Genomic DNA, 24,814 nt, shown 5'->3' with positions numbered 1-24,814 from the left:
AAAGAATGGGCCAGACCCGCGGGGGTGCGTGACGCTGTACGGTCACAACCCTCCAACTCCTCGTCGCGAAAGATGCTTGTGAAGCGTATTTTCAAGGGCCCCTGGCTGGTGGCGCTCGTGGCGGGCGTCGCCGCCCTCTTCGCCATCCAGTTCCTCATCCCCAACGGCGGGTACGACGAGGTCAAGACCTCCGAGCTCAACGCCTGGATCGCCGACGGCAGCGTCAAGGACATCACCTTCGTCGAGGGTGACCAGGAGATCCGCGCGACCCTCGACGAGGGCGTGCGCGACGGCAGCGACAAGGTCGTCACCTACTACATCCAGGGCCAGCAGGAGCCGATCCTCGCGGCGGTCCAGGAGCAGGCCGACGCGGGCACCATCGAGGAGTACACCTCCGAGGTGCCCAAGCCGAGCGTCATCGGCTCGCTGCTGGTGACCCTGCTGCCCTTCGCCCTCATCGTGCTGCTGTTCATCTTCTTGATGAACCAGGCCCAGGGCGGTGGCCGCGGCGTCATGCAGTTCGCCAAGAGCAAGGCCAAGCTGATCACCAAGGACATGCCGAAGACGACGTTCTCCGACGTCGCCGGGTCCGAGGAGGCCGTCGAGGAGCTCGGCGAGATCAAGGAGTTCCTCCAGGAGCCGGCCAAGTTCCAGGCGGTCGGCGCGAAGATCCCCAAGGGCGTCCTGCTCTACGGCCCGCCCGGCACCGGCAAGACGCTGCTGGCCCGCGCGGTCGCCGGCGAGGCCGGGGTGCCGTTCTTCTCGATCTCCGGCTCCGACTTCGTCGAGATGTTCGTCGGCGTCGGCGCGAGCCGTGTCCGCGACCTCTTCGAGCAGGCCAAGGAGAACGCCCCCGCGATCGTCTTCATCGACGAGATCGACGCGGTCGGGCGCCACCGTGGCGCCGGCATGGGCGGCGGCCACGACGAGCGCGAGCAGACCCTCAACCAGCTGCTGGTCGAGATGGACGGCTTCGACGTCCGCGGCGGGGTCATCCTCATCGCGGCGACCAACCGCCCCGACGTGCTCGACCCGGCGCTGCTGCGCCCGGGCCGATTCGACCGCCAGATCCAGGTCGACGCCCCCGACCTCAACGGTCGCCACCAGATCCTCAAGGTCCACTCCCGCGGCAAGCCGATGGCCCCCGAGATCGACCTGCTGTCGGTGGCGCGTCGTACGCCGGGCTTCACCGGCGCCGACCTGGCCAACGTCCTCAACGAGGCCGCGCTGCTCACCGCGCGCGGCAACGCCAAGCTCATCACCGACGCCTCCCTCGACGAGGCCATCGACCGCGTGATCGCCGGGCCCCAGCGTCGTACGCGCCTGATGAGCGAGAAGGAGAAGCTCATCACCGCCTACCACGAGGGCGGCCACGCCCTCGTCGCCGCGGCGCTGCCGGGCACCGACCCGGTGCACAAGGTCACGATCCTGCCGCGCGGGCGGGCCCTCGGCTACACGATGGTCCTGCCGGACTCCGACAAGTACAGCCAGACCCGCTCCGAGATGCTCGACTCGCTGGCCTACATGCTCGGCGGGATGGCGGCCGAGGCGCTGATCTTCCACGACGTCACCAGCGGTGCCGGCAACGACATCGAGAAGGCGACCAACCTCGCCCGCGCGATGGTCACCCAGTACGGCATGAGCGAGCGCCTCGGCGCGATCAAGCTCGGCGACAGCACCTCCGAGCCCTTCCTGGGCCGCGACATGGGCCACCAGCGCAACTACTCCGAGGAGGTCGCCGCCGTCGTCGACGCGGAGACCAAGAAGCTGCTCGGCACCGCGCACCAGGAGGCCTACGACATCCTCGAGCGCAACCGCGACGTCCTCGACGCGCTGGTGCTCGAGCTGCTCGACAAGGAGACCCTCGACAAGGCCCAGATCGCCCGGGTCTTCGAGCCCCTGCGCCTGCACCCGACGCGTCCGGCCTGGACCGGGTCGCCCGACCGCAACCCGTCGGCGATCCCGCCGGTCGAGATCCCCCAGGAGATCCGCGACCGCGCCCGCAACACCAACGGCACCGCCCCCGTGCAGGAGGAGGGCGGCATCGTCCTCACCCCGCCCGGCGCCGGCGGCGACACCCACGGCGACACCCTGGGCGGCGGCACCGACACCCCCACGCCGCCCACCCCACCGACGAGCTGAACAGGCCCACGATGACCGACCCGATCAGCCTCGACGAGCGCGAGCTGCCCGACTTCGACCACGCCCGCGCCGAGGCGGCCGTGCGCGAGCTGCTGCACGCGATCGGGGAGGACCCCGACAGGGAGGGCCTCGTCGACACACCGGCCCGTGTGGCGCGGGCGTACGCCGAGCTGACCGCCGGCCTGCGCCAGCGTCCCGAGGACGTCCTCACCACCACCTTCGACATCGGTCACGACGAGATGGTGCTGGTGCGCGACATCGAGCTGTGGTCGATGTGCGAGCACCACCTGGTGCCCTTCACCGGGGTCGCGCACGTGGGCTACATCCCGTCCGAGACCGGCAAGATCACCGGCCTGTCCAAGCTCGCCCGGGTCGTCGACGTCTACGCCAAGCGGCCGCAGGTGCAGGAGCGGCTCACCACCCAGGTGGCCGACTCCCTGATGGAGATCCTGGAGCCGCGGGGCGTCATCGTGGTCATCGAGGCCGAGCACCTGTGCATGACCATGCGGGGCGTCAAGAAGGCCGGTGCCCGCACCATCACCTCGGCGGTGCGAGGCATCATGCACAAGGCGGCCACGCGCTCCGAGGCGATGGCGTTGATCCACTCGGGCCGATGAGCCGCCCGGCGCGACCCCTGGTGATGGGGATCGTCAACGTCACCCCCGACTCCTTCAGCGACGGCGGCCTGTACGCCGACACCGCGTCCGCGCTCGCCCACGGGCGGACCCTGCTCGACCAGGGCGCCGACATCCTCGACGTCGGAGGGGAGTCGACGCGCCCCGGTGCCACCCGGCCCCTGGTGGCCGAGGAGCTCGACCGGGTCGTGCCGGTCATCTCCGGGCTCGCCGGCCTGGGTGCCGTCGTCTCGGTCGACACCATGCGCTCGGAGGTCGCCGCCGCCGCCCTCGAGGCCGGGGCACGCATCGTCAACGACGTGTCGGGCGGACTGGCCGACCCCGCCGTCCTCGACGTGGTCGCCGACTCCGACGCGACGTACGTCGCCATGCACTGGCGGGCCCACAGCGACCGGATGGCCGACTTCGCGACGTACGACGGTCCCGGCGGGGTGGTCGGTGCCGTCGTGGCCGAGCTCGGCGAGCGGCTGGAGGCGGCCCGGGCCGCGGGCATCGACGACGACCGCATCGTGCTCGACCCCGGGCTCGGGTTCGCCAAGCGCGGCGAGCACAACTGGCAGCTCCTCGCCCACCTCGACGCCGTCGCTGCGCTGGGGCGGCCCCTGCTCGTCGGGGCCAGCCGCAAGAGCTTCCTCGGCACCCTGCTGGCCGGACCCGACGGCACGCCACGCCCGCCCGCCGAGCGGGAGCACGCGCACGCCGCCCTGGTGCCGCTGCTGGCCGACCAGGGGGTGTGGTGCCTGCGCGTGCACGACGTGCGCGCGACCTGCGACGCCCTCGCGGCCTGGCAGGCCTTCCGCTCGACCCCCGCCCCCCAGGAGTGACGACGTGACCGACGAGCCCTTCGACACGGGTGCTGCGCGCCCTGCTCAGGACGAGCCCTTCGACACGGGCGCTGCGCGCCCTGCTCAGGACGAGCCCTTCGACACGGGCGCTGCGCGCCCTGCTCAGGACGAGCTGACGATCACCGGCCTGGAGTGCTTCGCCCACCACGGTGTCTTCGACTTCGAGCGCCGAGAGGGCCAGACCTTCGTGATCGACCTCACGCTGGGCATCGACACCCGGTCCGCGGCCGCCTCCGACGACTTGCAGGAGACCGTCCACTACGGGACTCTCGTGGACCGGGTCAGGGCCGCAGTCGAGTCCGACCCGGTGGACCTGATCGAGACCGTGGCCCAACGCATCGCCGACGTGTGCCTGACTGAACGTCGTGTTGAATGGGCCCGCGTCACGATCCACAAGCCCGATGCACCCATTGACGCGACATTTCGGGATGTCGCGCTGACGATCACCAGGACTGAGGCCAACCGATGACCGAGACCCCCAACCCCCACATCGTGGACGCGGACTCCCTCACCGGCGAGATGCACCCCATCCGTCGCATCGTCGTAGCGCTGGGCTCCAACCTCGGAGAGCGCTTCGCGACCCTGCAGGGGGCGGTGGACGCCCTGGCCGACACCCCCGACCTGTTCCTGACCGGCGTCTCGCCGGTCTACGAGTCGGAGCCGGTGGACGCCCCGGTCGAGGACGCGCCGATGTTCCTCAACGCCGTCGTGCTGGCCGACACCACCCTCCCGGCGGCGCGCCTCATGGAGCGGGCGCTGGCCATCGAGGACGCCTTCGACCGCGAGCGCAGCGACCTGCGCAACGCGCCGCGCACCCTCGACGTCGACCTGATCGTGGTGGGCGACCGCCGCGCCGACGACGACTTCCTGCGCCTGCCGCACCCTCGGGCCCACGAGCGGGCCTTCGTGCTCCAGCCCTGGCACGACCTCGAGCCCGACGCCGAGCTCCCCGACCACGGGCCGATCGCCGACCTGCTCGGCCGCGCCGACACCACCGGCGTCGCGCGCCGCGACGACCTGGCCCTCGAGGTCCAGTGACCGCAGGCCCTCCGGGCGAGGACCCGGCCGACCACGAGCCGGACGACGACTCCGACCGACCTCCGGAGGGCCGGTTGCGGCCCACCTCCGCCACCTCGCTGGCCGTCGCCGCCGCGATCGGTCTCGTCGGGGGTGGGCTGCTGCGCACCGTGGCCGTCGCGCTCGACGGCACCGCGCCCATCGTCACGTGGATCCAGGCGCTGTCGCTGGTCTTCGTCGCCTGCTTCGTGGGTGCGCTGGCCTGGGACACCTGGCGGACGCTGCACGTGCGCCACGAGCGGCTCGAGCCGCACCGCGCCGTCAACCGCCTCGTCCTGGCGCGGGCCTGCGCCTTGGTGGGCGCCCTGGTCGCCGCCGGCTACGCGGCGTACGCCGTGACCTGGATCGGCGACGGCTCCGAGCTCGCCGGCCAGCGGATCCTGCGCTCGGGCGTCGCAGCGCTCGGCGGAGTGGCGATCGTCATCACCTCGCTGCTCCTGGAGCGCGCGTGTCGGCTGCCCTCGCAGGAGGACGGGCCCTAACCTGCTGGTATGCCTTCCCTCCAGCCCCAGCAGTCACAGCCGTCCGCCCCGGCTGCGCCGGCCGAGCCCGCGCCCACCGCGCGCAGCGCCGCCCGGCGCCGCCAGCGCAGCACGCGACTGACCGTGGCCGTCGCCCTGCTCGCCGTGGCGACGCTGCTGGTCGGCTGGGCCCTCGTCGCCGGCATCGGCTGGCTGACCTCGGTGGTCGCCGTCGCCGCGCTGGTCCTCGGGGCCGCGGCCACCCGCATCACGCACACCGAGGTCATGCAGGCCCGCCGGGACGCCGCGCGCGACCGGGCCGAGCAGGCCGCCGAGTACGCCGCGCTGACCGCCGAGCGGACGGCCGAGAACGTCGCGTTCGCCATCGACATGCGCCGCAAGATCGCCGACCGCGAGGAGGTCATCGACGGCCTCGAGGTGGCGCTGAGCAAGGCGCAGCGCCTCGCCGCCGACCAGACCCGCAAGCTCAACGCCGAGGCCCGCCGTGCCGACGTCGCCGAGCGCGAGGTCGCCGAGTCCGCCCGCCTGCTCGACTCCTCCGAGGACCGTGCCGCCGAGGCCATCGTCCTGGTCGCCGAGCTCGAGGCCGAGCTCGACGTGCTGCGCTCCGAGCTGGTCTCCTGGAAGGCCGCTGCGGCCGCTCGTCGCGCCGAGTCCGCCTGAGCGCCCCACCGCCCGCCTGACCGGCCAGTCACCCGCTCGGGTGGCTGGCCGTTCTCGTGCCAGGGGTCGGTCCCGCTCGCCGCGTGGGCGGACGCGGCGGGGGCGCCGGACGGCGTCGTACGGCACAATCAGCCGATGTGATCCCTGAGGACAACCGGTTCGAGAGCGACCCCGCCAGCGTCATCCCCGGCGATCATCCGCTGCCCGACGGCTGGGAGCCCGGGCCGGTGGACGGTGAGGACCCCGCCACGGTCGCCCGCCTGACCGAGCTGCTGCGGGCGCACGAGGAGGCCGGGCGCGGCTGGGCGGGCTCCACGGAGGACGACGTGCTCGTCGAGGTCTCGGAGCACGGGCTGGCCACCCGCGAGAACGTCGCGGTCCGTGACGCCGACGGCACGATCCGGGCCTGGGGCAGCGTGCACGACCGCGCCGAGGGCCGGATGCTCTTCGTCCACGTCGTCGACCGTTCCCTCGACGACGACACCGCGGTGGCCTGCTCCGACGTCCTCGTCGAGTGGGCGCAGGCGCAGGCGCGCGCGGTCGGCGAGCAGCGCGGCCTCGACGTCCAGCAGATCGACACGGGTGCCTTCGAGGGCGACGAGCGCCAGCACCGGTTCCTCGAGGACGCCGGCTTCACGAAGGTCCGCACCTGGTGGCAGATGAGCCGTGCGGTGACCCCCGACGAGGCCGGCCTGGTGCCCGCGCCGGAGTCCTGGGAGCGCCGGGGCGTCCGGTTCCGCCTCGTCGGCCGCGAGGACGACGGGATGCCCGACGAGTCCTGCCTGCGGGCCGTCCACGACGTCCTCGAGGGAGCCTTCACCGACCACTTCAACTCGGCGGAGGAGACCTTCGACGAGTTCATCCACCGCCTGCGCGAGGACCCCGGGCACCGCTGGGACCACTGGTGGCTCGCCGAGCTCCTCGACGACCCCGAGTCGCCCGAGCCGGTCGGTGCGCTGGTCGGCACGGTCTCCGACGGCGGCGAGGGGCCCGACGGCTCCTACGTGTCCTACCTCGGCGTGCTGGAGACGGCCCGCGGTCGCGGGGTCGCCACCGGCCTGCTGCGCACGATCATCGCGGACGCCGCGGCGCGCGGACGCGACCGCGTCGGCCTCGAGGTCGACGCCGACTCACCCACGGGCGCCGACGGCCTGTACGTCGCCATGGGCTGGTCCACGCGCTACGTCACGGAGTCCTGGCACCGCGACGTGCCCGTCGCCTGAGCGCCCGCGTGGGCTGGGCGTCCGCGTCAGCTGGGCGTCCGCGTCAGCGCAGCGACTCGCGCAGGGCGCGGTGCACCCCGGCGGGCGTCAGCACGCCCACGAACGCCGCGCCACGCTTGACGCCGATCATCGGCCGGTCGTCGCGCAGCATGGCGGCCAAGGCCTCCTCCAGGGTCGAGTCGAGGTCGATGGCCGCGCCGAGCTGACCGCCCTGCACGCCGTCGAGGGGCTCGAGGTGTTCCTCGCGCAGTGGTGTCACCGCGAGCCGCCGCAGGCCGCGCGTCGAGCCCACGAAGTCGGCCACGAAGTCGTCCGCCGGGTGGGCGAGCAGCTCCATCGGGGTGGCGAACTGGGCCAGCCTGCCACCGGTGGCGAAGACCGCGACCCGGTCGCCCATCCGGACGGCCTCGTCGATGTCGTGGGTGACCAGGACGACCGTCTTGCCGAGCTCGCGCTGCAGCCGCAGGAACTCGTCCTGGAGCTTCGTGCGCACCACGGGGTCCACGGCCCCGAAGGGCTCGTCCATCAGCAGCACCGGCGGGTTGGCGGCGAGGGCGCGGGCGACGCCGACTCGCTGGCGCTGGCCGCCGGAGAGCTGGTGGGGGTAGCGGTCGGCGTACTGGTCGGGGTCGAGGCCGACGGTCTCCATCAGCTCCCGGGCCCGCGCGCGCGCGGTCGACTTCGACTCGCCGTACAGCAGGGGGACGGTCATCACGTTGGTGATGATCTTCTGGTGCGGGAACAGGCCGATCTGCTGGATCACGTAGCCGATGCCGCGGCGCAGCTGCACCGGGTCGGAGTCGGTGACGTCGGTGCCGTCGAGCCAGATGCGCCCGGTGGTGGGCTCGATGAGCCGGTTGATCATCTTCAGCGTCGTGGACTTGCCGCAGCCGGACGGCCCGACGAGGCAGACCATCTCGCCTCGGCGTACGTCGAGGTCGAGCTCGTGGACCGCGACCGTGCCGTCGGGGTAGGTCTTGCCGACCCCCGAGAGTCGGATCATCGTGTCCCCGCCGGTGTCCCCGCCCGCGTCGGCGTGCGTGTCGGGGCTCGCGCCGCGGCCCGCCTCGGCTGAGGGGGATCCGTGGTCGGAGGCGGTAGCGTCCATGCGGTGACCCTACTGGTGCAGGCCGCGCAGGCACGGCTACCGAGCGCCGACGAGCCGAGCTGCTACAGCCGACTGGTCAACGACTGGGTGTGCGGCGACTACCTCACCGACCGCCGCTCGGAGATCGTCGACGCCACCGTGCAGCACATCGGGATCACCGTGGTGGCGGTCGTGCTGGGCCTGCTCATCGCGTTCCCCCTGGCGCTGCTCGCCCGCCGCCTGCCGCGACTCGAGTCGGCGATCCTCGCGGTCACCACCGGCATCTACACGGTGCCCTCGCTCGCCCTCTTCCCGCTGCTGGTGCCCTTCACCGGGCTGACCGCCACCACCGTGGTGATCGGGCTCGCGCTCTACGCCCTCACCATCTTGGTGCGCAGCCTCCTGGAGGGCCTGCGCTCGGTGCCCGACGAGGTCCGCGAGTCCGCGACCGGGCTGGGCTACGGCCGCGGCGGTCTCCTGATGCGGATCGAGCTGCCGCTCGCCCTGCCCGTGGTGATGGCCGGCCTGCGCGTCGCGACCGTCTCCACCGTCGCGCTCACGACGGTCGGCTCGCTGGTGGCGTACGGCGGTCTGGGCAACCTCATCAAGGACGGGGTGCTCACCAACTTCCGCGCCGAGCTCTTCACCGCCTCGGTGCTCTGCGTCCTGCTCGCCGTGATCCTCGACGCGCTGCTGGTGCTCGCCCAGCGAGTCCTCACCCCCTGGACGAGGGGGGTGCGGACATGACGGTCTTCAGCGACATGTGGGCCTACCTCAGCGACCCGGCCAACTGGTCGGGCAGCGACGGGATCGCGGCGCTGCTGGGCCAGCAGCTGCTGCTGACCTTCACCGCGCTGCTGATGGCGATGGCGCTCGGCCTGCCGCTGGCCCTGTGGCTGGGCCACCTCGGCCGCGGCGGCTTCGCGGCGATCAACATCTCCAACATCGGCCGGGCCGTCCCGACCTTCGCGCTGCTGGCGCTGCTGGTGGTGGCTCCGTGGCCGGGCACCGACTCGTTCGGCCCCTACGGCCGCGCCGGGCTCGCGACGCTGATCGCGCTGACCCTCTTCGCCCTGCCCCCGATCATCACCAACGCGTACGTCGCGATGCGCGAGGTCGCCCCGGACGTCCGCGAGGCGGCCCGGGGGATGGGCATGACCGGGCGCCAGCAGTTCTGGCAGGTGGAGCTGCCGCTCGGCCTGCCGCTGGTGGTGTCGGGCCTGCGGCTGGCGCTCGTGCAGGTGTGGGCGACCGCCACGATCGCGGCCCTCGTGGCCGGTCCCGGCCTGGGCCAGATCATCACCGACGGGTTCTTCCGGTCCAACTACGGCAAGGGCATCGCGGGCGCCGTCGTGGTCGCCGCGGTCGCGCTCGTGCTCGAGCTGCTGGCGGCGATGGCGCAGCGCGCGGTCGACCCCACTCGCCGTACCGGCGCGACAGCCACCCCGGGAGGTGGTCACGACGATGCGTTGTCGGTGACCGGCGCTACCGTTGAGTCCTCCGCCGAACCCGTCGGCTGAGCGCAGCATCCGGACACGCGCACCCCTTGAGGATGCGGGACACAGAAGGAACACCATGCACCTGGCTCGCACGCTCGCCGCGGTCCTCGCCGCCGGCGCCCTCACCCTCTCCGGTTGCGCCGGCGACGACCTCTCCGACGACTCGGCCACCGACACGGAGTCCTCCGCCTCCGCCGACAAGGGCTCGATCACCCTCGCCGGCCAGAACTTCCCCGAGGCGACACTGGTCGCCTCGATGTACGAGCAGCTCCTGGAGGACGCCGGCTACACCGTCGACACCAAGCTCGTCGACTCCCGCGACGCCTACATGCCGACCTTCCCCGGTGACGTCGACATCGTCCCGGAGTACGTCGGCGGCATCGTCAACTTCCTCAACACCCAGGCCAACGGCGCGGAGGCCAAGCCCTTCGAGGCCGGCGACGGCGAGCAGCTCGCCACCGACGGGGCCCCCCTGCTCGAGGACGCCGGCATCGAGCTCCTCGACATCTCGCCCGCGACCGACACCAACGCGTTCTTCGTGACCCAGGAGTTCAGCGAGGCCGAGGGCGTCACCACGCTCTCCGACCTCGAGGGCAAGTCCGTCACGCTCGCCGCGGCGCCCGACTGCGAGGGGCGCCTCGACTGCGAGGGCGGCCTCTCCGACGAGTACGGCATCGACATCACCAAGGTCCTCGGCCTGGGCTACGCGTCCGACCAGACCTACCAGTCGGTGCTCGACGGCGAGTCCGAGCTGGGCGAGACCTCGACCACCGACGGCACCCTGGAGTCCCAGGGCCTCGTCATCCTCGAGGACGACAAGCAGATCCAGCCCGCCCAGAACCTCGTGCCGGCGGTCTCCGCCGAGTTCCTGGCCGACAACCCGGACGTCGCCGACATCCTCAACCCGCTGATGGCCGCGCTCACCACCGAGGGGCTCACCGAGCTCAACGGCCGGATGGCCGTCGACCGTGAGAAGCCCGAGGACGTCGCCGCCGACTTCCTCTCCGAGCAGGGCCTGCTCTGACCCTGTCCGGACCCTGGTCCCCACGCGCGTGACGAAGGGCCCCCGCCTCGGCGGGGGCCCTTCGTGCGTGCTGAGGGCCGAGAGGGCACTTCCTGACCGGTGAGGCGCGTCGACCGGGCACTTCCTGACTGCTGGGGACCGCCGACCGGGCGGTTCCTGACCGCTGAGGCGCGCCGAGCTCCCCCCTTCCTGACCGGTCGGCGGTCGTGTGCGGTCACAAAGTGCCCGGTCGGCGGGGTGGTGGTGTCAGGAAGTGCCCGGTCGGCGGGGGTGTGGTGTCAGGAAGTGCCCGGTCGGCGGGGTGGTGGTGTCAGGAAGCGCCCGGTCGGCAGCGGTGGGTCAGGTCTCGTGGGGGCGCAGGGCCAGGGCGGCCGGGTCGACCGTCGCGGTGTCCAGCACCCGGTGCGGTACGGCGAGGCGCCACTCGCCGCTGGCGACGTCCTGCACCCGGTCTGCCGGCCCCTCGAGGTCGGCCACCCACGTCATCAGCGCCACGGCGTCGGAGCGACGGTCCTGCTCGACCAGCCACCCGCACAGCCGGTGCACCGGCGGCAGGCCGCTGTGCACCAGCGAGCGCCGGCCCCACAGCTCCAGCACGCCGGCGCGCAGCAAGCGCCACCACTCCTCGCCGGCCCCCGGGATGAGCAGGAAGTAGCGCCACATGTCCCCGGCGAGCACGCGGTCGACGACGTACGCGGTGACCTCCGGGTCCGCGTGCGCGGTGACGGAGGCCAACGTCATCCGCTTGGTCTCCCAGCGGTCGACCAGGTCCGGCACGGAGGCCCGCTGCTGGGTGATCGAGGTGCCGTCGCTGCGGATCCGCCAGTGGTAGACCGGGTCCGCGAGCACGTCGAAGGTCCCGGCGAGGTAGGCGCGGGTCGTGGTCGGCTGGTCCTCGTAGCGGATCCGCTCGGGCCACGACAGGTCCGCGGACTCCCAGAAGGAGCGGCGGAAGAGCTTGTTCCAGGCGAAGACGTCGCCGAGGATCTCAGGGTGGTCGTGCACCCGCGCCCCCACCAGCGGGGGCCGGTGCAGGCGCCGCATCCAGGGCGGCTCGGTCAACGAGCCGTCCTCCCACCGCAGCACCGAGCCGGTGGCGAAGTCCGAGCCCGAGGACTCCAGCGACCCCACGAGCGCGGCCAGCGCGGTCGGCGGGAGCACGTCGTCGGAGTCGAGGAAACCCAGGTAGTCGCCGCGGACGTGGCGCAGTCCCTCGTTGCGGGCCGCGCCGAGCCCGCCGTTGTGGGTGTGCACCACGCGAATCCGCGGCTCGCGGGCGGCCCATTCGTCGGCGATCTCGCCGGACCGGTCGGGGGTGCCGTCGTCGACGACGACCGCCTCCCAGCGGGTGTGCGTCTGGGCCACCAGGGACGCCAGGCAGGCGGGCAGCCACTCCTCGACGGCGTACACGGGCACGACGACGCTGACGAGGGGCTGCCGACGACCAAACCACTTCACAGGTGGGGACAGTAGCGAGTTGTAGGCTCACCGACCGTGACTGAGGCGCGCGCGACCACCCCATCGACCAGCAGTTCGACGGCTGGGTCGACCACACAGCGGCAGGCCCGTGCCATCGACGAGATGAACCCCGACGGCGTGCCGCGCAAGGTGCTCTTCGTCGCCGGCGCCGGTCGCAGCGGCACCTCGACCATGGCCGGCATCTCCAGCCTGCTCGGCATGCACGTCCCGCTGCCCGAGGTCCCGGCCGACGCCTCCAACCCGCGTGGCTTCAGCGAGCCGCAGTGGGTCGTGGACCTGCACGACCGGCTCCTCAAGGAGGCCGGCGTCCAGGTGAGCGACAGCCGGCCCAGCGCCTGGTTCGAGACCGGCCGGATCTCGACGCGCGAGCCTGCCCGCATCCGGGTCACCGAGTGGCTCGAGCCGCACTTCGACGTCCACCCCGAGCTGGTGGTCAAGGACCCGCGCCTGAGCTGGTTCCTCGGCCTGTGGCGGGTGGCGGCCATCCGCACCGGCGCCACCCCGGTCTTCGCGACGATGCTGCGCCCGCCCGCGGAGGTCGTGGGCAGCAAGCAGAAGTACTACGCCAACAAGCTCGGGGCCTCGCACCTCGCGGCCAGCTGGCTCAACATGCTGCTGCACACCGAGCGCGCCACCCGCGAGAGCGCCGGCGGCGCCCGCGTCTTCGTCCGGTACGACGACCTGCTGACCGACTGGGTCAAGACCACGATGCACGTGGGCCACACGCTCGACCTCCAGACGATCATCCACACCCGCAGCGACCAGATCCGCGAGGTGCACCGCTTCATCGACCCCACCCTGCGCCGGGTCACCCAGAGCCTCGACGACCTCGGCCTGCCGCCGCGCCTGCACGAGCTGACCGCCACCACGTGGGAGGAGCTCAACAAGCTCGCCGAGCCCGACGGTGACACCGCCGAGGTGCACGCGACCCTCGACGAGCTGCGCGACGCCTACACCGACCTCTACGAGGAGGCCGAGGCGATCAGCAAGTCCTCGGTCGTCGCGGCGCGGATCGCCGGCGCCCAGGCGGCCGCCGCCGACGTGCCCGCCCCGTCCGGTGGCCTGGCGGAGAAGATCCCCCACGACGTGCGGGCCAAGATCCCGCCGTCGGTACGCCGCGGCGTGCGCAAGGCGCTGGGCCGGGAGCGGTCGCAGGGATGAGCATCCCGATCGGCTCCGGCCACGGCCTGAGCAACATCGAGGGGCACACCGACTTCGACATCGTCTGGCCCTGGAACCGCGAGGGCGGCCTGCGGCGTGGGGCGACCGCCGTGCTGCGCGTCAAGAACGAGGCGCCGTCGATGCCCTTCGTCCTGCCGCCGCTGCTGCGGGCCTGCGACCAGGTGCTGGTCGTCGACAACGGCTCCGACGACGGCACCGGTGAGGCGGCGCTCGCGGCGGCGGCCGACGCCGGCCTGCCCGACAAGCTGACCCTCGCGGAGTACCCCTTCTCCGTGGCCCGCGCCGGTGCCGAGCACCTGGCCGTCAACGAGCGGTCGGTGCACTCGCTGGCCTACTTCTACAACTGGTGCTTCAGCCACGTGCGCACCCGCTACTCGTGGAAGTGGGACGGCGACATGGTCCTCACCACCGAGGGCGAGGTCTCGCTGGCCGACCTGTCCTGGCAGGTCGGGATGACCGACGCGGTGATCCGCATCCCGCGCCACGGCCTCTACATCAAGGACGAGACCACGGCCTACCTCGACCTCGGCCTGCGCAACATCGAGGAGTGGGGCTTCCCGATGAGCCCGGACTTCGTCTACTCCAAGGCGCCCGAGTGGGAGATCCGTACGACGCCCCAGACGTTCCGGATGTTCGCGCTCCCGCAGGGCCTCGTGGTCGAGCTCAAGTACCTCGACGGCGACGAGTTCGCGCACTGGACCGACCCGGCGTCCTTCGCCACGAGCATCCGCAACCGCCGCAAGCGTCGCGAGTGGACCGTCTTCAACGCCCTCAACCACGGCGAGGTCCCCGAGGGCGTCACCGAGATCGTGGCCCCCGAGGGCGTGCACGTCGTCGACCACGTCACCCACGCGTGGCTGCCCCGCGCCCCGCGGCCGTTCGCCGTCGACGACCCCGACCACGCCAAGCTGCACCTGCGCGCCTGAGCCCGCGGCCCGTGTCGGGTACGTCACGTTCACGGACTGTTCACACGACCGTTTCACGCGGCGTACCCTCGCGGTGATCGAGCACATCGAGCGGTACCCGACCTGCCCTGCGGGGCAGAGGGACTGAAACGAGAGGTTCGCACCAGATGACCCAGCCCAGCACGGGCCTGCGGGTCGGCGCCATCGGCGCCGGTCGCGTCGGCGCGACCCTGTCCGCCGCCCTCGGCCGCGCGGGCCACCGGATCGTGGCCGTGGCCGGCGAGTCCGACGCATCGCGCCGTCGCAGCGAGGCGCTGCTGCCCGGCGTACCCCTCGCCAAGCCGACCGACGTCGCGCGGTCGTGCGACCTGCTGCTGCTCACCGTCCCCGACGACATGCTGCCCAACGTGGTCGCCATGCTCAGCGCGTCCGGCGCCATCCGCGAGGGCCAGTACGTCGCGCACACGTCCGGCCGCCACGGCCTCGGTGTCCTCGAGCCGGCCGCCGCCGTGGGTGCCCGACCCATCGCCCTGCACCCGGCGATGACCTTCACCGGCACCGAGGTGGACCTGCCCCGGCTCCGGGGCTGCGTGTACGGCGTCACCGCCGGAGAGGAGGAGCGCGAGCTCGTCGAGCGCCTGGTGGCCGACCTCGGTGGGCGCACCATGTGGGTGCCCGAGGACCGGCGCACGCTCTACCACGCGGGCCTGGCGCACGGCGCCAACCACCTCGTCACCCTCGTCACCCAGGCGGTCGAGCTGCTGTCAGCGGCGATGGAGACCGACGCCGGCGTCGGTCTCGACGACGTCAGCCCCGCGGACACGCTGCGCCCGCTGCTCACCGCCGCCCTCGACAACGCGCTGGCCCGGGGCGACTCCGCGCTCACCGGGCCCATCGTGCGCGGCGACGTCGAGACCGTGCGCGCGCACCTCGCCGAGATCGCCGTCACCGCGCCGCACACCCTTCCCTCGTACGTCGCGCTGGGACGCGACACCCTCGACCGGGTGGTCACCGACGGCCGGGTGCTGCCCATCCGGGCCGCCAAGCTGGCGTCGGTGCTCGACGCCGCCGAGCAGGCGGCCGCCACCGCGACGGCGAGCCCCTCCCCGGAGCGCCACGCGGAGCGCCGCACGGGGCACCCGGCTCGATGACGACCACGCCCGTCCTCGCGTCCACCCGCGAGGAGCTGAGGTCCTGGCGCGCGCAGCGTCCCGGCCGCGTCGCGCTGGTGCCCACCATGGGTGCCCTGCACGAGGGGCACGCGAGCCTGATGCGCACCGCCCGCGAGCACGCGGACACCGTGGTGGTCAGCGTCTTCGTCAACCCGTTGCAGTTCGGCGAGGGCGAGGACCTCGACCGCTATCCCCGGACCCTCGACGCCGACCTCGAGCTGTGTGCGGCCGAGGGCGTCGACGTGGTCTTCGCGCCGTCCGTCGAGGAGGTCTACCCGCACGGCGTGCGCAGCGAGCGGGCCGTCACCGTCGACCCCGGCCGGCTCGGCGAGATCCTCGACGGCGAGAGCCGGCCCGGGCACTTCACCGGCGTGCTCACCGTCGTGGCCAAGCTCTTCGGCCTGGTGCAGCCCGACGTCGCGGTCTTCGGCCAGAAGGACTACCAGCAGCTCGCCCTGATCACCCGGATGGCCGGCGACCTGTGCCTGCCGGTCGAGGTCGTGGGCGCCGAGACGGTCCGTGAGGCCGACGGCCTCGCGCTCTCCAGCCGCAACCGCTACCTCGACGCCGACCAGCGGCGGGCGGCGGTGGCGCTCAGCCGGGCGCTGCGGGCGGCGCGGGAGCGGGCGTCGTACGGCGTCCCGGCGGCGCGCTGGGCCGCGATGAGCGTCCTCAAGGCGGAGCCGGCCGTCGAGATCGACTACCTCGCGCTCACCTCCACCGACCTCGGCGAGGCGCCCGAGACGGGGGAGGGGCGGATCCTGGTGGCTGCCCGTGTCGGAACCACGCGGCTGATCGACAACATGCCCATCGTCTTCGACAGGCCCAGCGTCATCGAACGATCGATTGCACCGGCGGGGACCGCGACTGCGGCCTCGACCACCCACGAGAGGAGCAGCTGATGCTGCGCACCATGATGAAGTCCAAGATCCACCGGGCCACCGTGACCCAGGCTGACCTCCACTACGTCGGGTCGGTCACCGTCGACGAGGACCTCCTCGACGCCGCCGACCTGCTCGCGGGCGAGCTCGTCCACATCGTCGACGTCACCAACGGCGCCCGGCTGGAGACCTACACGATCGCCGGCGAGCGGGGCTCGGGCGTCATCGGCATCAACGGTGCCGCCGCCCGGCTGGTGCACCCCGGTGACACCGTCATCCTCATCGCCTACGCCCAGGTCGAGGACGCCGAGGCCCGCGAGCTGAAGCCGTCGGTGGTCTTCGTCGACGCCGACAACAAGGTGATGGCCACCGGCTACGACCCGGCCGAGACGTTCGGCGACCCGTCGCTGACCCGCGGCGACGCCGTGTCCCGCTAGCCTGCCCGGATGCAGTCCTCGCCCACGCCGGGCCCGTCGCACCACCTGCCGCAACGCCTCCGCGCCCCGGCCCCCGGCTGGACCACCCGGGCCGACGTCGTCGTGATCGGCTCCGGCATCGCCGGCCTGACGGCGGCGCTTCGCATCCACGCCGAGGACCCGTCGCTGGCCCTGCTGGTGGTCACCAAGGACGTCCTCAACGCCGGCTCGACCCAGTGGGCCCAGGGCGGCATCGCCGCCGCGCTCGGGCCCGGGGACACCCCGGAGCAGCACCTCCACGACACCCTGGTCGCCGGCGCCGGCGCCTGCGACGAGGACGCCGTGCGGGTCCTGGTGACGGAGGGACCCGACGCCGTGCGCGAGCTCATCGCGCTCGGCACCGTCTTCGACCACCACCCCGACGGCGAGCTCTCCTTGACCCGCGAGGGCGGGCACCACCGCGACCGCATCGCGCACGCGGGCGGCGACGCCACCGGCGCCGAGATCCAGCGGGCGCTCATCGCCGCCGTCGAGCGGGCGCCGGCGATCGAGGTCATCCAGCACGCGCTCGCCGTCGACCTGCTGCGCTCCGGGGACGGCGGCGTGGCGGGGGTGACCCTGCACGTGCTCGGCGAGGGGCAGCGCGACGGCGTCGGGGCGGTCCACTGCCGCGCGGTCGTCCTCGCGTCGGGCGGACTCGGCCAGGTCTTCTCCCAGTCCACGAACCCGAGCGTCTCGACCGGCGACGGCATGGCCCTGGCCCTGCGTGCCGGGGCGACGCTGCGCGACCTCGAGTTCGTCCAGTTCCACCCGACCGTGATGTACCTCGGCCCCGACTCCCAGGGCCAGCAGCCGCTGATCTCCGAGGCGGTCCGCGGCGAGGGGGCCTTCCTCGTCGACTGGGAGGGCGACCGCTTCATGCAGGGGCAGCACGAGCTCGCCGACCTGGCCCCCCGCGACGTCGTCGCCAAGGCGATCACCCGCCGGATGATCGAGACCGGCCGCCCGCACATGTGGCTCGACGCCCGCCACCTCGGCGCGGAGTTCTGGGAGCGGCGCTTCCCCACGATCCTGGCGGTGTGCCGCGAGCACGGCGTCGACCCGGCCGCCGACCTCATCCCGGTCGCCCCCGCCCAGCACTACGCCTCCGGCGGGGTGGCGACCGACCTGCACGGCCGCTCCGACGTACCGGGCCTCTACGCCACCGGCGAGGTCGCCTGCTCCGGCGTGCACGGGGCCAACCGCCTCGCCTCCAACTCCCTGCTCGAGGGGCTGGTGTTCTCGCGCCGCATCGCCGCGGTGCTCCCCGGCGAGCTGCGGCCGCGGGCCGACCCGGTCGCCGAGGACCCGCGCCCCGACGGCCTCGTCGCCTGGGACCGCCGGCGCGAGCTGCAGGAGGTCATGACGACGCGGGTCGGCGTGCTCCGCTCGGCCGAGGGCATCACCGACGCGCTGGGCCGGCTGGCGGACCTGGAGACCGACAGTGCCGAGGTCCCCGGCGTGGACGGATGGGAGACCACCAACCTGCTCGCCCTCAGCACCGCGCTGGCCGCCGCGGCCCTGGTGCGCGAGGAGACCCGCGGCTCGCACTGGCGCGAGGACTTCCCCGAGCGCGACGACGTCGCCTGGGCCGGCCACGTCGACAGTCGCCTCGTGGACGGCGTCCTGCACCAGGCGTTCGTCGCAGCCCCCTCGACCGACCCGTCCACCCCGACCGTGGAGTCCCGATGACGCCGACGCCGTACGACGCCCTGCCGCCCGAGCTGCTCGCCGAGGTCCGCGACGCCGGCCTCGACCCGGAGCAGGTCTACGCCGACATCGCCCGGGCCCTGGCCGAGGACCTCCCCGGCGGGGCCGACGACGCGACCAGCGTCGCGACCATCCCGGCGGACGCCACCGGCCGGGCCGACTGGGCGGCCCGGGAGCCCGGAGTGGTGGCCGGCCTGGCGCTCGCCGCGATGGTCTTCCACTACGTGATGGGCGACGCGGTGACCATCACCGGCCGGGTCGCCGACGGCACCCACGTGGCGCGGGGGGACGTGGTGCTCCACGTCGCCGGCCCCACCCGCGGCCTCCTCACCGCCGAGCGCACCGCCCTCAACTTCGCCAGCCACCTCTCGGGGGTCGCCACGGCCACCAGCCGGTGGGTCGCCGCCCTCGAGGGCACCCGGGCCCGGGTGCTCGACACCCGCAAGACGCTGCCCGGCTGGCGCGCCCTGCAGAAGTACGCCGTGCGCTGCGGCGGCGGCGTCAACCACCGGTTCAGCCTGGCCGACAAGGCCATGATCAAGGACAACCACGTCATCGCCGCCGGCGGCGTGGTGCCGGCGATCGAGGCCGTGCGCGCGGCGTACCCCGGCCTGCCGATCATCAGCGAGGTCACCGACCTCGACCAGCTGCGCGCCCTGCTCGACGTCGACGCCGAGTGGATCCTGCTCGACAACATGGACGACGCGACGATGGCCGAGGCGGTGCGCATCACCGCCGGCCGAGCCGTCCTCGAGGCCTCCGGTGGCCTGACTCTGGAGCGGGCGCGGGCGGTCGCCGGTACCGGTGTCGACTACATCTCGGTCGGCGCCCTGACGCACAGCGTCGTGGTGTTCGACCTCGGCATGGACCTCGTGGACGACGGCGCGGGCGACGAGTGAGATGACCCTGCTCGCGGCCGACATCGGCAACAGCCACACGTTCCTCGGGCTCTTCGAGGGCGACGAGGTGGCGCACCACTGGCGGGTGGCCACCGACGAGCGGCGCACCTCCGACGAGTGGGCGGTGCTCGTGCGAGGCCTGCTCGCCGACGTGGACGCCACCACGATCACCGGCATCTCGGTGTGCGCGACCGTGCCGGCGGTGCTGCACGAGTGGCGCGACATGATGGCGCGGCACTTCCCGCAGGCGCACAGCGTCGTGGTCGAGCCCGGGGTGCGTACCGGCGTCCCGGTGCTGATGGACAACCCGCGCGAGGTCGGTGCGGACCGGATCATCAACGCGCTCGCCGCGGCCACCCTGTACGGCGGCCCGGCGATCGTCGTCGACTTCGGCACGGCGACGACCTTCGACGTGGTGAGCGGCGCTGGGCAGTACATCGGCGGCGCCATCGCCCCCGGCATCGAGATCTCGCTGGAGGCACTGGGCCGTCGCGGTGCCCAGCTGCGCAAGGTCGAGCTGGCCCGGCCGCGCTCGGTGATCGCCAAGAACACCGTCGAGGCCCTCCAGAGCGGGATGATCTTCGGGGTCGCCGCCCAGGTCGAGGGGATCGTCGACCGGATGATCGCCGAGCTCGGGGTCGCGGTCGGCGACGTCACGGTCATCGCCACCGGGCACCTCGCCACCCTGCTGCTCGACGAGTGCGACTGCTTCACCGAGCACGCGCCGTGGCTCACGCTGCAGGGCCTCCGTCTCGTCTACGAGCGCAATTCCTGAGCAATTCCTCGCCACTCGCCGTGCGAATTGTCCGACCATTTCCCGCGGTATTTTGCCGGGGCCAATTGAATGCGAGTACCTTCAATTCCTCAGGGCTTGAGAAGCGAGGCCCATTCGTGGAAGAAGGAAGACGTGGCACAGAAAGTCAACATCATCCTCGTCGACGACCTCGACGGATCAGAGGCGGCCGAGACGGTCTCCTTCGGTCTCGACGGTGCGTCGTACGAGATCGACCTCAATGACGCCAACGCCGCCGCCCTGCGCGAGGCTCTCGCGGGATACGTGGGCCATGCCCGCAAGACCACCGGCGGCGCCCGCCGTGGCCGTCGTACCGGCAGTGCGGCCTCCTCGTCGTCCGGCAACACCAAGGACATCCGTGAATGGGCCAAGTCCCAGGGCATGGAGGTCTCCGAGCGCGGCCGCATCTCCGCCGACGTCCAGCAGGCGTACGACGCCGCGCACTGACGCACCTTTGTTGCCCCGGTGAGCTCGACAGCTCCCCGTGCAACGCGCATTCGAGGCGCCGCATCCCTCACCGGGATGCGGCGTCTCGTCATTGATGGGCGAAACTCGACGAGCGAATGCGCGCGACGAACGTGTCAAGAATGAATTGACACGTCTTCCAATTTGTCACGTGATTCACGCCGCACTGACGAACTTCCACGCAGGCGCGTGGGATTTCACGGCGGGGAGGGTGCCCGCGGACTGCACTTCCTCGCACCGGCGCGGAACTTCAGGACCGGGCGGCACTCGCCGGACGCCTCGCGCCCCGCGGCAGTCGCCACACATCTCCCATCGGGGTGCTGGGCTCCCGGTGATCTCCTCGTCACGACGACCAGGATCAGTCACCCGGGCCCGCCGTGGCGGTCGCGCACGGGGCTGGACGCCGTGACCTCTGCGGGTGTTCGCTGAGAGCGGACGCCTCCGTCGTGCGGGTGGGAACACGTAGGGTGGAGTCGGGCGTTGAGCCCACTGTCCGCCCACCGTCTGACGGAGGTCTCGCGGACGCACAGACGCAAGCGAGGAGCGCACATGTTCGAGCGGTTCACCGACCGAGCCCGACGAGTTGTCGTGCTGGCCCAGGAAGAGGCCCGCATGCTCTCGCACAACTACATCGGCACCGAGCACATCCTGCTCGGGCTGATCCACGAGGGCGAAGGCGTCGCGGCCAAGGCGCTGGAGTCCCTCGACATCTCCCTGGAGGCCGTGCGCGCCCAGGTCGAGGAGATCATCGGCCAGGGCCAGCAGGCCCCGTCCGGTCACATTCCCTTCACGCCGCGTGCCAAGAAGGTGCTCGAGCTGTCCCTGCGCGAGGCGCTGCAGCTCGGCCACTCCTACATCGGCACCGAGCACATCCTGCTCGGGCTGATCCGCGAGGGCGAGGGCGTCGCCGCCCAGGTCCTGCAGAAGCTCGGCGCCGACCTCAACCGGGTCCGCCAGCAGGTCATCCAGCTGCTGAGCGGCTTCCAGGGCAAGGAGTCGGCCGCGTCCGGTGCAGCGACCGGCGGGTCGTCCTCCGAGGCGCCGTCGAGCTCGCTGGTCCTCGACCAGTTCGGCCGCAACCTGACCCAGGCCGCCCGCGAGGGCAAGCTCGACCCGGTCATCGGGCGCGAGCAGGAGATCGAGCGCGTGATGCAGATCCTGTCGCGCCGCACGAAGAACAACCCCGTCCTCATCGGCGAGCCGGGCGTCGGCAAGACGACCATCGTCGAGGGCCTGGCCCAGGACATCGTCAAGGGCAACGTGCCCGAGACGCTGAAGGACAAGCACATCTACACCCTCGACCTCGGTGCGCTGGTCGCCGGCTCGCGCTACCGCGGTGACTTCGAGGAGCGCCTGAAGAAGGTCCTCAAGGAGATCCGCACCCGCGGCGACATCGTGCTGTTCATCGACGAGATCCACACCCTCGTCGGTGCCGGTGCGGCCGAGGGCGCCATCGACGCGGCCTCGATCCTCAAGCCGATGCTGGCCCGCGGTGAGCTCCAGACCATCGGTGCCACCACGCTCGACGAGTACCGCAAGTACCTCGAGAAGGACGCCGCGCTCGAGCGCCGCTTCCAGCCCATCCAGGTGCAGGAGCCCTCGATCGCGCACACGATCGAGATGCTCAAGGGCCTGCGTGACCGCTACGAGGCGCACCACCGCGTGACCATCACCGACGAGGCGCTGGTCTCGGCCGCCACCCTGGCCGACCGCTACATCTCCGACCGGTTCCTGCCGGACAAGGCCATCGACCTCATCGACGAGGCCGGCTCGCGCCTGCGCATCCGCCGCATGACGGCCCCGGCCGACCTGCGCGAGTACGACGACAAGATCGCCGACGTGCGCCAGCGCAAGGAGGCCGCGATCGACGGCCAGGACTTCGAGGCCGCCGCGCGCCTGCGCGACGAGGAGAAGCAGCTCATCGCCCGCAAGTCCGAGCGCGAGTCGCAGTGGCGCTCCGGTGACATGGACGAGGTCGCGGAGGTCGACGAGGAGCTCATCGCCGAGGTGCTCGCCGTGGCGACCGGCATCCCGATCGTCAAGCTCTCCGAGGCCGAGTCCACGCGCCTGCTCAACATGGAGGAGGAGCTCCACAAGCGCGTCATCGGCCAGGAGGAGGCCGTCAAGGCACTCTCCCGCGCCATCCGTCGTACGCGTGCCGGCCTCAAGGACCCCAAGCGTCCCGGCGGGTCGTTCATCTTCGCGGGGCCCTCGGGCGTCGGCAAGACGTGGCTGTCCAAGACGCTCGCCGACTTCCTCTTCGGCGACGAGGACTCCCTCATCCAGCTCGACATGAGCGAGTTCGGCGAGAAGCACACCGTCTCGCGCCTCTTCGGCTCGCCCCCCGGCTACGTGGGCTACGAGGAGGGCGGCCAGCTGACCGAGAAGGTCCGCCGCAAGCCGTTCTCCGTGGTGCTGTTCGACGAGGTCGAGAAGGCCCACCCAGACATCTTCAACAGCCTGCTGCAGATCCTCGAGGAAGGTCGCCTGACCGACTCGCAGGGCCGGGTGGTCGACTTCAAGAACACCGTCATCATCATGACCACCAACCTCGGCACCCGCGACATCGCCAAGGGCGTCAACCTCGGCTTCCAGCAGTCGGGCGAGGCGGGGTCCTACGACCGGATGAAGAGCAAGGTCTCCGAGGAGCTCAAGCAGCACTTCAAGCCCGAGTTCCTCAACCGTGTCGACGAGATCATCGTGTTCCCGCCGCTGTCGCGCGAGCAGATCGTCACCATGGTCGACAACATGATCGCCTCGGTCGAGCTCCGGCTCAAGGACCGCGACATGCAGCTCGAGCTCACCCAGGCGGCCAAGAACCTCCTGGCCGAGCGGGGCTTCGACCCGGTGCTGGGTGCGCGACCGCTGCGTCGCACGGTCCAGCGCGAGATCGAGGACGTGATGGCCGAGAAGATGCTCTTCGGCGAGATCGGCCCCGGTCAGATCGTGCTGGTCGACGTGGAGGGCGAGGGTCCGTCCGCGACCTTCACCTTCCAGGGCCAGAAGGTCTCGGCGCTGCCGGACCTCCCGCCGTTCGAGACCGCCGACGTGACCGCCGAGTCGCTGGACATCGCGGTCCCGGTCGAGGGCGAGGGTCCCGACGACTCCGAGGGCCCGACGGACATCCCGCGGTCCAACACCCCGGAGTGACGACCGGCTGAGACACCACCGGAGCCCCCGACGCATCCCGCGTCGGGGGCTCCCGTGCGTCCGGGTCCGGGGGGGGGTGTCCACCCCCACCCGGTCAGGGGCTTGGGGTAGTCCGTGACGATCGGACCCCATTTCGGGCCGATCGGGGGTCCCTTCGTCGGGGACTACCCCGGCAGGCGGTAGCCCCCGTCGACGACCGCGACGAGCCCGTCCGCGACGAGCCCGGCCAGGCACCGCTCCCGCTGCTCGGCCCCGGGCCACACGGCCTCCACCTGCGCCGGGCGCACGGTGCCCTCGGCGTCGCGCAGCACCGCCATGATCCGGCCGCGGCACTGCCGGTCGGTGCCTGCCCAGGCCTGCCCGCGGCGCGGCGGTCCGTCGTACGCCGGACGGCCAGCCGCCAGCCACGCACACCGGTCGGCGACCGGGCAGGCCTCGCAGCGCGGGTCGCGGGCGGTGCAGACCAGCGCGCCGAGCTCCATCACCGCGACGGCCCAAGTGGCAGCCGTGCCCTCGTCCTCGGGGAGCAGGCCGGTGGCCAGGTCGCGCTCGGCGCGGGTCACCGAGGTCGGCGGGAACTCGGTCCCCGACACCACCCGGGCGAGCACCCGGCGCACGTTGGTGTCGAGCACCACGTGGCGCCGGCCGTGGGCGAAGCTCGCCACGGCGGCCGCGGTGTAGTCGCCGACGCCGGGCAGCGCGATCAGCTCGTCGTACGACGCAGGCACCTCGCCGTCGTGCCGCTCGACGAGGGCGACGGCGGCGGCGTGCAGGCGCAGTGCGCGGCGCGGGTAGCCCAGCCGCCCCCACATCCGGACGGCCTCACCGGTCGGCTCGGCGGCGAGGTCGGCGGGGGTCGGCCACCGCTCGAGCCAGGCGTCGTGGACGGGCAGTACCCGCGCCACCGGAGTCTGCTGGAGCATCAGCTCGGAGACCAGCACCGACCAGGCCGACGCCTCGGGGCGGCGCCACGGCAGGTCGCGCGCGTGGGCGTCGTACCACTCGAGGATCGGGGCGTGCAGGTCGCTCATCGCGGCGATCGTACG

Annotated in this window: 24 protein-coding genes; 21 read left to right on the top strand and 3 right to left on the bottom strand. The window is 72.3% G+C overall.

Going from position 1 to position 24,814, the window contains the following annotated elements; genetic code table 11:
* The first annotated feature begins 72 nt into the window (after positions 1-72).
* The 8 genes from ftsH to ASG94_RS07495 all read left to right on the top strand — a co-directional run bounded on the left by ftsH (position 73) and on the right by ASG94_RS07495 (position 7,067).
* Positions 73-2,142: an ATP-dependent zinc metalloprotease FtsH gene (gene ftsH, locus ASG94_RS07530; protein WP_056925673.1), complete on the top strand. Its 2,070-nt coding sequence runs from the start codon at positions 73-75 to the stop codon at positions 2,140-2,142.
* A gap of 11 nt (positions 2,143-2,153) precedes the next feature.
* Positions 2,154-2,759, top strand: coding sequence for a GTP cyclohydrolase I FolE (gene folE / locus ASG94_RS07525; RefSeq protein WP_056925672.1), 606 nt, complete (start codon positions 2,154-2,156; stop codon positions 2,757-2,759).
* A complete protein-coding gene (gene folP, locus ASG94_RS07520; RefSeq protein WP_056925671.1) occupies positions 2,756-3,601 on the top strand; it encodes a dihydropteroate synthase in 846 nt (281 codons plus the stop codon). Before folE ends, folP begins: the two co-directional genes overlap by 4 nt.
* A 4-nt stretch (positions 3,602-3,605) precedes the next feature.
* Entirely contained in the window at positions 3,606-4,091 is a 486-nt protein-coding gene (folB, locus tag ASG94_RS07515; RefSeq protein WP_327152774.1) for a dihydroneopterin aldolase, read from the top strand.
* On the top strand, positions 4,088-4,660 hold the full coding sequence (gene folK / locus ASG94_RS07510) for a 2-amino-4-hydroxy-6-hydroxymethyldihydropteridine diphosphokinase (RefSeq protein WP_056925670.1): 573 nt from the start codon (positions 4,088-4,090) through the stop codon (positions 4,658-4,660). Before folB ends, folK begins: the two co-directional genes overlap by 4 nt.
* Complete coding sequence (locus tag ASG94_RS07505) at positions 4,657-5,181, top strand: DUF3180 domain-containing protein (RefSeq protein WP_056925669.1); 525 nt, start codon at positions 4,657-4,659, stop codon at positions 5,179-5,181. The genes folK and ASG94_RS07505 overlap by 4 nt, the downstream gene beginning before the upstream one ends.
* 9 nt (positions 5,182-5,190) lie before the next feature.
* Complete coding sequence (locus ASG94_RS07500) at positions 5,191-5,844, top strand: hypothetical protein (protein WP_056925668.1); 654 nt, start codon at positions 5,191-5,193, stop codon at positions 5,842-5,844.
* Positions 5,845-5,981: 137 nt separating this feature from the next.
* A complete protein-coding gene (locus tag ASG94_RS07495; protein ID WP_200958030.1) occupies positions 5,982-7,067 on the top strand; it encodes a GNAT family N-acetyltransferase in 1,086 nt (361 codons plus the stop codon).
* Between the two features lie 43 nt (positions 7,068-7,110).
* On the opposite strand, the gene ASG94_RS07490 is transcribed toward ASG94_RS07495, so the two are convergent.
* Positions 7,111-8,175, bottom strand: coding sequence for an ABC transporter ATP-binding protein (locus ASG94_RS07490; RefSeq protein ID WP_082623992.1), 1,065 nt, complete (start codon positions 8,173-8,175; stop codon positions 7,111-7,113).
* 3 nt (positions 8,176-8,178) lie between these two features.
* Here ASG94_RS07490 and ASG94_RS07485 point away from each other — a divergent pair, with 3 nt between their 5' ends.
* The 3 genes from ASG94_RS07485 to ASG94_RS07475 are packed head-to-tail and all read left to right on the top strand — an operon-like array spanning position 8,179 to position 10,677.
* A complete protein-coding gene (locus tag ASG94_RS07485) occupies positions 8,179-8,901 on the top strand; it encodes an ABC transporter permease (protein WP_235537163.1) in 723 nt (240 codons plus the stop codon).
* On the top strand, positions 8,898-9,674 hold the full coding sequence (locus tag ASG94_RS07480; protein WP_082623990.1) for an ABC transporter permease: 777 nt from the start codon (positions 8,898-8,900) through the stop codon (positions 9,672-9,674). The genes ASG94_RS07485 and ASG94_RS07480 overlap by 4 nt, the downstream gene beginning before the upstream one ends.
* A gap of 55 nt (positions 9,675-9,729) precedes the next feature.
* Positions 9,730-10,677 (top strand): ABC transporter substrate-binding protein, encoded by a 948-nt coding sequence (locus ASG94_RS07475; protein ID WP_056925667.1) that lies wholly within the window; start codon positions 9,730-9,732, stop codon positions 10,675-10,677.
* Between the two features lie 339 nt (positions 10,678-11,016).
* Here ASG94_RS07475 and ASG94_RS07470 read toward each other — a convergent pair whose 3' ends face one another.
* Positions 11,017-12,135 (bottom strand): glycosyltransferase family 2 protein, encoded by a 1,119-nt coding sequence (locus ASG94_RS07470; RefSeq protein WP_056925666.1) that lies wholly within the window; start codon positions 12,133-12,135, stop codon positions 11,017-11,019.
* Between the two features lie 123 nt (positions 12,136-12,258).
* On the opposite strand from ASG94_RS07470, the gene ASG94_RS07465 reads away from it, so the two are divergent.
* The 10 genes from ASG94_RS07465 to ASG94_RS07420 all read left to right on the top strand — a co-directional run bounded on the left by ASG94_RS07465 (position 12,259) and on the right by ASG94_RS07420 (position 23,768).
* Entirely contained in the window at positions 12,259-13,317 is a 1,059-nt protein-coding gene (locus tag ASG94_RS07465) for a sulfotransferase family protein (RefSeq protein ID WP_056925665.1), read from the top strand.
* Positions 13,314-14,264: a glycosyltransferase gene (locus ASG94_RS07460; protein WP_056925664.1), complete on the top strand. Its 951-nt coding sequence runs from the start codon at positions 13,314-13,316 to the stop codon at positions 14,262-14,264. The genes ASG94_RS07465 and ASG94_RS07460 overlap by 4 nt, the downstream gene beginning before the upstream one ends.
* 146 nt (positions 14,265-14,410) lie before the next feature.
* Positions 14,411-15,394, top strand: a complete 984-nt coding sequence (locus ASG94_RS07455) for a Rossmann-like and DUF2520 domain-containing protein (protein WP_056925663.1) — start codon at positions 14,411-14,413, stop codon at positions 15,392-15,394.
* On the top strand, positions 15,391-16,317 hold the full coding sequence (gene panC, locus ASG94_RS07450) for a pantoate--beta-alanine ligase (protein ID WP_082623989.1): 927 nt from the start codon (positions 15,391-15,393) through the stop codon (positions 16,315-16,317). The genes ASG94_RS07455 and panC overlap by 4 nt, the downstream gene beginning before the upstream one ends.
* Complete coding sequence (panD, locus tag ASG94_RS07445) at positions 16,317-16,733, top strand: aspartate 1-decarboxylase (RefSeq protein WP_056925662.1); 417 nt, start codon at positions 16,317-16,319, stop codon at positions 16,731-16,733. The genes panC and panD overlap by 1 nt, the downstream gene beginning before the upstream one ends.
* Positions 16,734-16,742: 9 nt before the next feature.
* Positions 16,743-18,443, top strand: a complete 1,701-nt coding sequence (locus tag ASG94_RS07440; RefSeq protein WP_056925661.1) for an L-aspartate oxidase — start codon at positions 16,743-16,745, stop codon at positions 18,441-18,443.
* Positions 18,440-19,360 carry a carboxylating nicotinate-nucleotide diphosphorylase gene (gene nadC / locus ASG94_RS07435; RefSeq protein ID WP_056925660.1) on the top strand — a complete coding sequence of 307 codons (921 nt, stop codon included), beginning with the start codon at positions 18,440-18,442 and terminating at the stop codon, positions 19,358-19,360. Before ASG94_RS07440 ends, nadC begins: the two co-directional genes overlap by 4 nt.
* A gap of 1 nt (position 19,361) precedes the next feature.
* Positions 19,362-20,135, top strand: a complete 774-nt coding sequence (locus ASG94_RS07430; RefSeq protein ID WP_056925659.1) for a type III pantothenate kinase — start codon at positions 19,362-19,364, stop codon at positions 20,133-20,135.
* Positions 20,136-20,267: 132 nt separating this feature from the next.
* Positions 20,268-20,600, top strand: a complete 333-nt coding sequence (locus tag ASG94_RS07425; RefSeq protein WP_056925658.1) for a histone-like nucleoid-structuring protein Lsr2 — start codon at positions 20,268-20,270, stop codon at positions 20,598-20,600.
* A 567-nt stretch (positions 20,601-21,167) separates the two neighbouring features.
* Positions 21,168-23,768, top strand: coding sequence for an ATP-dependent Clp protease ATP-binding subunit (locus ASG94_RS07420; RefSeq protein WP_056925657.1), 2,601 nt, complete (start codon positions 21,168-21,170; stop codon positions 23,766-23,768).
* Between the two features lie 164 nt (positions 23,769-23,932).
* Here the strand turns inward: ASG94_RS07420 and ASG94_RS07415 are convergent, their stop codons facing one another.
* The gene (locus tag ASG94_RS07415; RefSeq protein ID WP_056926359.1) at positions 23,933-24,799 is read right to left on the bottom strand and encodes an A/G-specific adenine glycosylase; all 867 of its coding nucleotides are present in this window, start codon (positions 24,797-24,799) and stop codon (positions 23,933-23,935) included.
* Positions 24,800-24,814 lie beyond the last annotated feature (15 nt).

The organism is Nocardioides sp. Soil805, from assembly GCF_001429625.1.
Taxonomy (GTDB): Bacteria; Actinomycetota; Actinomycetes; order Propionibacteriales; family Nocardioidaceae; genus Nocardioides.
Note: the sequence above shows the minus strand (reverse complement) of the source record. Positions and strands in the feature narration are given on the sequence as shown.